General features: G+C 67.1%; 8 protein-coding genes. All 8 read left to right on the forward strand.

The window, feature by feature from the left end; all coding sequences use genetic code 11:
• The coding region (locus VJR25_RS07760; RefSeq protein WP_324114252.1) for a solute carrier family 23 protein at positions 1-1015 on the forward strand (1015 nt) is incomplete at its 5' end.
• An 11-nt stretch (positions 1016-1026) separates the two neighbouring features.
• Entirely contained in the window at positions 1027-1932 is a 906-nt protein-coding gene (locus VJR25_RS07765) for a fumarylacetoacetate hydrolase family protein (RefSeq protein WP_324114254.1), read from the forward strand.
• 20 nt (positions 1933-1952) lie between these two features.
• Positions 1953-3053 carry a ring-opening amidohydrolase gene (locus VJR25_RS07770; RefSeq protein ID WP_324114256.1) on the forward strand — a complete coding sequence of 367 codons (1101 nt, stop codon included), beginning with the start codon at positions 1953-1955 and terminating at the stop codon, positions 3051-3053.
• Positions 3054-3356: 303 nt separating this feature from the next.
• Positions 3357-4127, forward strand: coding sequence for an ABC transporter ATP-binding protein (locus tag VJR25_RS07775; RefSeq protein ID WP_324114258.1), 771 nt, complete (start codon positions 3357-3359; stop codon positions 4125-4127).
• On the forward strand, positions 4109-5686 hold the full coding sequence (locus VJR25_RS07780; protein WP_324114260.1) for a hypothetical protein: 1578 nt from the start codon (positions 4109-4111) through the stop codon (positions 5684-5686). Before VJR25_RS07775 ends, VJR25_RS07780 begins: the two co-directional genes overlap by 19 nt.
• A gap of 422 nt (positions 5687-6108) precedes the next feature.
• Positions 6109-6411 (forward strand): hypothetical protein, encoded by a 303-nt coding sequence (locus VJR25_RS07785; RefSeq protein WP_324114262.1) that lies wholly within the window; start codon positions 6109-6111, stop codon positions 6409-6411.
• Positions 6387-6800: a hypothetical protein gene (locus VJR25_RS16700; RefSeq protein ID WP_414683756.1), complete on the forward strand. Its 414-nt coding sequence runs from the start codon at positions 6387-6389 to the stop codon at positions 6798-6800. Before VJR25_RS07785 ends, VJR25_RS16700 begins: the two co-directional genes overlap by 25 nt.
• Entirely contained in the window at positions 6719-7315 is a 597-nt protein-coding gene (locus VJR25_RS07790) for a tyrosine-type recombinase/integrase (RefSeq protein WP_324114264.1), read from the forward strand. Before VJR25_RS16700 ends, VJR25_RS07790 begins: the two co-directional genes overlap by 82 nt.
• The last annotated feature ends 341 nt before the right edge of the window (positions 7316-7656 follow it).

Consider the following 7656-nt stretch of genomic DNA (forward strand, 5'->3'; position numbering starts at 1 on the left):
CGCGGCCGCCATGTTCTTCCTGGCGCCCGTCTACAGCAAGCTTCTGCGGTTCTTCCCGCCACTGGTCATGGGGTCCGTCGTGACAGTCATCGGCGTGAGCCTCATCCCGATCTCGATCGGCTGGCTTCAGGGCGACCAGAGTCGACCCGACTTCGGCTCGCCCAAGAACTTCTTCGTGGGAATCCTCACGCTGCTCTTGACCGTGTTCATCGTCAAGTACGTCCCCGGCTTCACGAAGCGGATCGGGATGCTGGTCGCCATGGTCATCGGAACCCTCGTCTCGATTCCCCTGGGGATGGTCGACTTCACCAAGATCCACAGTTCCCAGGTGTTCGCAGTCCCGGGACTCTTCCACTTCGGTGTACCGCGCTTCGACATCGCCGCCATCATCTCGATGGTCATCGTGATGCTGGTGATCATGACCGAGGCAACGGCGGACATGCTGGCGATCGGCCAGATCGTCGACCGTCCCGTGACGGCGAAGGATGTCGCGAATGGTCTGCGAGCTGACTGCCTCGGCTCCGTCATCAGCGGTGGCCTCAACGGGTTCCAGGCGAGCGCGTACGGACAGAACATCGGTCTGCTCATCATGAGCCGGGTGAAGAGCCGTTTCGCGGTCGCAGCCTGCGGAATCATCCTCATCGTGCTGGCGCTGTTCCCCATTACGGCCGCGGTCGTCGCCGTCGTCCCGCTCCCCGTCCTCGGTGGAGCAGGCATCGCGATTTTCGGTCTGGTGGCCGTCAACGGGATTCAGACTCTCAGCAAGGTGGATTTCCACGACGAAACCCACGGCGCGGTCAACGCGCTCATCGTGGCGGCGACCCTCACCATGGGCATCCTGCCCATCGCAGCGCCCACGTTCTACGCCCACTTCCCGGCGGGCGTCCAGACAGTCTTCAGCTCGGGGATCGCTTCAGGTGCGATCACGGCAATCGTGCTGAACATCCTGCTCAACGAACTCCGGTTCGGAAGACGACGCCGGCCGGCCGACCAGATCCAATCCACTGACAGCTAAGGGGATCGCTCATGAAGTTCGCAACATTCCAGGTCGCCGGCGGTCCGCCCCGACTCGGAGCGCTGGTCGCTGACGACGCCGTACTCGATCTGACGACGGCCTCGGGCGGAAGCCCCGAGTTCGCCTCCCTCCTCGACCTGATCGACGGCGGCGAGAAGACCCTCACGCAAGCCCGCGCCAGGGTCAAGCAGGTTCTCGCCGGGGACACGTCCCACGTTCGTCGCCTTGCCGATGTCACCCTGCTGTCCCCGATCCCACGCCCCCGCAAGAACGTCTACTGCGTTGGCCTGAACTACCGCTCCCACGTGGAACAGAATGCGATCGCGCTGGGGCAGGAGATCGAGATTCCAGACGTGCCTCTCTTCTTCGACAAGCCGGTCACGGCTGTCACGGGCCCTGATGCACCGATCCTTCTCGACCCACGCCTCACATCCAAGCTCGACTACGAGGTGGAGCTGACGATCGTGATCGGACGCGGCGGGTCATGGATCGATCCGGCGGACGCCATGGACCACGTCTTCGGCTACACGATCGCCAACGACGTGAGCGCCCGTGACCTCCAGTTCCGTACAAGTCAGTTCCTCTATGGCAAGGGTCAGGACACGTACTGTCCGATCGGTCCGGTCATCGCCACGGCGGACGAGCTCGACGACCTCAGCCGAGTCAACGTCGAACTGCTGGTCAACGGCGAGTCCAGGCAGTCGGAGTCGGCGGGCAACATGCTGTTCTCTCCCGCCGAAGCCATCGGGTGGCTCTCCCAAGGGATCACGCTCGAGCCGGGGGATCTGATCACGCTCGGAACTCCCGGAGGTTGTGGATACCAGCTGACGCCTCCTCAGTTCCTTCGCGATGGCGACGTCGTGGAGTGCAGAGTGACCGGCCTCGGAAGCCTCGTCAACCCTGTCAAAGCCATCTGATCACCCACGAAAGGAAAGTCATGCGTATCGGAGTTCATCGGCTCCCAATGGCCCACCCCGGCGACGTCAGCGGTCTCAGGACGCTCGTCGACGCGGGCGCGGTCGATCCATCCGCGATCGTTGCGACGATCGGCAAGACCGAAGGAAACGGCGGAGCCAACGACTTCACACGGGCCCTCGCCACGACGAGCTTCGCGAACTACCTTTCCGGCGTTCGCGGCCAGAGCCCAGAGGAAGTCGCAGAGGACGTGGCGTTCGTCTGGTCGGGTGGCTGCGAGGGGGTCCTCTCGCCCCACCTCACCGTGTTCACGCGTGACGACGGCGCCGGGCCTTCACCTGACGGACAGAAGCGCCTCGCGCTCTCAGTCCAGCGCACGCGCGACTTCCTCCCCGAGGAAGTCGGCCGCATGGCAGAGGTCAACGAGGTCGCCGACGCCGTGCGCCGAGCCCTCTCGGACCTCGAGTGTGCCCCAGAGGACGTCCACTACGTCCAGGTCAAAGGACCGCTCCTGACCCCCGCCGGCATCACTGACGCACGCTCGCGGGGTGTGGACGTCGTGACGACCGATCCGAACCGATCCAAGGCCTACGCTCGGGGTGCAACAGCTCTCGGAGTCGCTGTCGCCCTCGGCGAAGTACAGTCCGACCAGCTCACAGACGATGTGATCGCCGTGGACATGGAGCTGTTCTCCAGCGTCGCCTCGACCTCGGCCGGCGGCGAGCTCACGAGTTGCGAGATCATCCTCTTCGCGAACTCCACGCGAGCCTCCAGCGAATATCGCATCGGCCATGCGGCGCTGAAGGATGCCATCGATCTCGACGGCGTCCGAGCTGCCCTCCGGGATGCGGGGTTGGAATTCTCGTGCGAACCGGGTGCCGACGCGCGGGAACGTATCGCGGCGGTATTCGCCAAAGCGGAGGCGCCCGTTGGAGGCATCCTCCGCGGCGCGCGTACGACGATGCTGTCAGACGCGGACATCAACTACGAACGTCACGCGCGTGCCGCCGTCGGCGCCGTGATTGCGAGCCAGACAGGCGACCCGCGGATCTTCGTCTCGGGCGGCACCGAGCATCAGACACCTCCCGGGGAAGCGCCCATCGCGGCGATCGTCCGAATCTAGACGGCCGATCCCGTTGATGTACGCGGTCCGGTCTCCCAGGCTGGACCGCGTACATCCTGGGCCGAGCGGCGGGCCGCGTGCTCGGTCGTGCGGCTCGGCCCCCCTGTCCGGTGGGGGGCAACCTCGAGATCGTGGAAGAACTGGCCGTGCGGACCGACGATCGCGCCTGGAATGGGCGCGTCCCACTCGCGGGGCCGTCATCTGCAACGGGCATGTCACCCGGGGAAGCGAGTCGCTGTCGGTGGTCGCGAAGGGAGGCACCTGCTGACGCCCGCGGGTGCCGGAGACCCTAGGGTCGAGACTGTGGATCAGACACCCGAGGTAGCCGCCCTGCGGTTGACCGGACTCGTCAAGCGGTTCGGTGACAAGGTCGCCGTCGCGGGTCTTCACCTCGAGGTGCCGAGGGGGTCGTTCTTCGGGCTCGTGGGGCCGAACGGCGCCGGAAAGACGACCACGCTCTCCATGGCGACGGGGCTGCTCCGCCCGGATGCCGGAACGGCGCAGGTGCACGGCGTCGACGTGTGGCAGCAGCCCGTCGAGGCCAAGCGGATGATCGGCAACCTCGCCGACGGGGTGCGGTTGTTCGACCGCCTCACCGGCGAGCAGCTCATCACCTACACCGGGATGATGTTCGGCATTCCGCGTTCCGAGATCGCACCGCGGGTCGCCGACCTTCTGGACCTGATGGACCTCCGAGACGCGGCCGGCACGATGGTCGCCGACTATTCGGCGGGCATGACGAAGAAGGTCGCGCTCGCGTGCGCGCTCGTGCATGCGCCGCGCCTGCTGGTGCTCGATGAGCCGTTCGAGTCCGTCGATCCCGTCTCGGCTGCGAACATCGAGGACGTCCTGCGCGGCTACACCGCGACCGGCGGCAGCGTCATCGTGTCGAGCCACTCGATGGACCTCGTGCAGCGTATGTGCGACCAGGTCGCGATCATCGTCGCCGGAGGCGTGCGCGCCGCTGGGACCATCGAAGAGGTCCGCGCCGGCGAGAGCCTGCAGACCAGGTTCCTGACGCTCGTCGGCGGCCGTCACACGTCGGAGGGGCCGGAGTGGTTGCGACAGTCCTGAGGCTCCGATACCGCCTGCTCGGCAACACGCTCACGCGCAATCCCTGGCAGCTGGTCGGCTTCGTCTTCGGCATCCTCGCTGCGCTGTCGCTGCTCGGCGCGGTCGTGTCCGGGCTGGTGGCGGTCAGCATCCTGCAGGGCCTCGACATCGCCCGGGCGATCGCCGTCGTCGCCGGTTCGGCGCTCGTGCTCGGCTGGGCACTCGGTCCGGTGGTCGTCGCCGGGGCGGATTCCATGGTGGATGCCGATCGCCTTGCGCCGTTCCCCCTCTCGCGGCGTCAGATCATGGCCGCTCTGACGTGCGCCGGGCTGACCGGCATCCCGGGAATGGCCACCTCCGTCGCCGCGCTGGCGTCGATCGTGCTCTGGGTCCGGTGGCCTGCGGCCGCCGTCGCCGCGGTGCCGATGATCGCGGTGGCGGTGGTCACCTGCGTGCTGCTCAGCCGGCTCGCGACCACGCTGACGACGGGCCTCTCGGGACGGCGCGGTCGGGAGATCCTCGGCACGGTCATGCTCGGACTCCTGATCATGACGGGCCCGATCCTGACCGGCGCGATCAGCCTGCTCGGCACGGGCGGCAACGTGTCTTCCCGGCTCGGGATGGTCGGCGCGGCGCTCGGATGGACGCCGCTCGGCGCCGCCTGGGCCGTGCCCGGAGACGTTGCCGCCGGTGCATGGCTGCCGGCGCTGTGCAAGTCGGCGATCGCGGCCGTGACGGTGGCCGTCCTCTGGTTCGCGTGGGGGCGGGTGCTTCAGGCGTCGACCGGTACACGGCCGCAGCAGACGACGAGAACGGTCAAGTCGGGCACTCTGGGACTGTTCGGCGTGATGCCGACGGGCGGCGTCGGCGCGACGTGGGCGCGGTCGCTGACCGCCTGGCTGCGTGACCCGCGCTACCTGCGCCAGCTCATCTTCGTCCCGCTGTTCCCGGCTCTGTTCGCGTTCTCGGGCGGAGTGGGCGGGGTCGCCTTCAGCGGCTCCGCCGTGATGGTCGCGATGACCCTGGCGATTGCGGGCTACGCGGACGTCTCGTACGACGGCACGGCGTTCGCGGGGATCCTCTCGTCCGGCGTCTCCGGGCGTGCCGACCGCTGGGGCCGCGTGCTCGGCGCCGCATCCGTGGGTGTCCCCGCGATCATCGTGCTCGCCGTCGTCATCGCGGCGATCGGAGATGGATGGGATCGTCTTCCGGCTGTGCTCGGAGGCGCGCTCGGGTTGCTCCTGGTCGGCTACGGCGTGTCCGCGGTGTCGTCGGCACTCCTCGTCGTCCCCGTCCCGCGCGCGGGCGACAGCCCGTTCAAGACCGTGCCCGGCCAGACGTTCGCGAGCGGAATGCTCGTGTTCGTGGTGCTCGGAGCGTGCCTCACGCTCGGTGCGCCGGCGCTGATCCTGGCGATCGTCGCGATGGCCACGGCATCCGCTGCCCTCGGCGTGGTCGTGCTTGCCGTCGGCGTCCTCGTCGGAGTGGGCGTCATCGTCGCCGGCGTGAGGGTCGGCGGCCGCGTCCTCGACCGCAGCGGACCGGGACTGCTGCAGCGCATCAAGGCGTTCCCGCTCTGAGGCGCGGAGCCGATCGCCTCGGCTAGCATTCGGGGATGACGAACCCGGGTTCGATCGACGACGTCTCCATCGGAAGCGACGGGATCGTCACCTTCATGGGGCGCAGCGCGCGAGTCTGTCCGTGACGGATGCCGATGCCGGCGCAGCGCTGCCGCGTCGTGGCGAAGCATCCAGACGCGCTCGACGACTGTGACGGACTGTGAGGGAACGGACCGGCCGCGCGCCCCTGATATGCTGACCGGACGTGTTCACACGTATGGGGCTGTAGTTCAATGGCAGAACTTCTGCTTCCCAATTTGATCCCTGATCTGATGTGCTCGACGAATTCCGCGGAATTACGCAGAAGTTGAGCACCCGGGATGACACGGAGCACTACCGTTCGCCACAGTCATGTGTACACCTGATTGTGAGGGTGCGCGAGCATGCCGAAGAGTCGCGAGCACGGCCAGGGCGCTTTGTACTGGGTCGAGAGTCGCAAGATGTGGCGGGCGGTGCTCGACGTCGGCTTCGACCCGGTCACCGGGAAGCGGCTGCAGAAGGCCCGCATGTCCAAGACGAAGGACGGAGCGGTCAAGAAGCTCAACCTGATGCTCCGAGAGCGCGACACTCAGGGCACCGTGCTCGACCGGTCCACACACACATCGCGGACCTCGCGGCATCCTGGCTGGCCGACGCGGCGACGCGCACGAAGCCGCACACGCTGGCGAGCTACCGGTCCAACCTGAAGGCGAACGTCCTCCCGACACTGGGGCGCCGCATCGCTGCCGATCTGACACCGGCGGACGTGCGTCGTATGCACGCTGCGATCCGTGCGCGCGGGCGCGGGGATGCCGCGGTCGCGAGTGCGCACCGGACGTTGGTGAGCATCCTCGAGTACGGGCGTGCGGAGCGGATCATCGCCGAGAATGTGGCAACTCTCGCGCCGCCCCGCCGGACGGGGGCTCGTCGTGCGCGGTCGTCGCTCACTCGTGAGGAAGCGAAGGCGCTTCTGTCGGTGGGCGACGCGCGGTGGACTCTGGCCCCGCTCACCGGTTGCGCAGCGGTGAGGCGCGGGCGCTCCGGTGGGAATACATCGACCTGGATGCCGGCATCGCCGAGCTGTCGTGGTCGCTGACAGAGGGTACGTTCGCGCACGGCTGCCGTGGAACCTGCGGCAAGAAGACCGCCGGATCCTGTCCGAGTCGGCGTCTCGAGCTGGCTGCGGGCATGGAGTGGGCGCCGCTGGAGGGACACCACGTGCTGGTCCGTCCGAAGAACGGGACGGCACGGCAGGTGCCATTGACGGCGGCGGCCGTTGCGCAGCTCCGCTTGCTGCGCGAGACGGATGAGGGCCCGAACCCGCATGGCTTGGTGTGGCACCGGCCTGGCGGGTCACCGAAGACCAATGTCGACGACAACGTCCATCTTCGTGCTGCACTGAGCCTCGAGGGCGTCGATCGGCCCGATGCGACGACCCACTGGCTGCGCCACTCCTACGTCACCCTGTCGGAGCACGCCGGAATCCCGTGGGCCGCATACTCAGGCGTCAGCGGACACAGCAGCCCCGAAGCATCCGACCCGTATCGGCACACGCTCACGGCCGAAGGCCGACGTGTGGTTGAGAGCCTCGCGGACTTCGTCGACAGCTGATGACGTGACACTTGCCGTCCGAACAAAGATCGGCGAAGCACACCAGATATCGACGTACCTGGTACGTCGGAGCAGCATCTGCCGAAGGCCCCTCGAGGTCAGACGGGGTTGCTGGATCGAACCGCCGCGTGTCTGTCGTAGATGACACTTGCTTCGCCGACCGCGAGGGGACGGCTGAGTATCAGGACTACCTACTGGTACCTCCCGTTAGCCTCGGGCTTTCATCGTTGAGGGGTTCCAGGGCGGCGTGTAGACGTGGAAAGTGCTCCTGATCTGGGAGAATTGGGATTGTCTAGAAACCAGTTCACCGAGTTCAAGGAGCACCTTCAGGGTGAAGACTA

This window comes from Microbacterium sp. (assembly GCF_035277845.1).
Lineage (GTDB): Bacteria > Actinomycetota > Actinomycetes > Actinomycetales > Microbacteriaceae > Microbacterium.

Coding starts and splice junctions, on each gene's coding strand:
- VJR25_RS07785 (WP_324114262.1), top strand. CDS start 6,109: ATGCCGAAGAGTCGCGAGCACGGCCAGGGCGCTTTGTACTGGGTCGAG.
- VJR25_RS07765 (WP_324114254.1), top strand. CDS start 1,027: ATGAAGTTCGCAACATTCCAGGTCGCCGGCGGTCCGCCCCGACTCGGA.
- VJR25_RS07770 (WP_324114256.1), top strand. CDS start 1,953: ATGCGTATCGGAGTTCATCGGCTCCCAATGGCCCACCCCGGCGACGTC.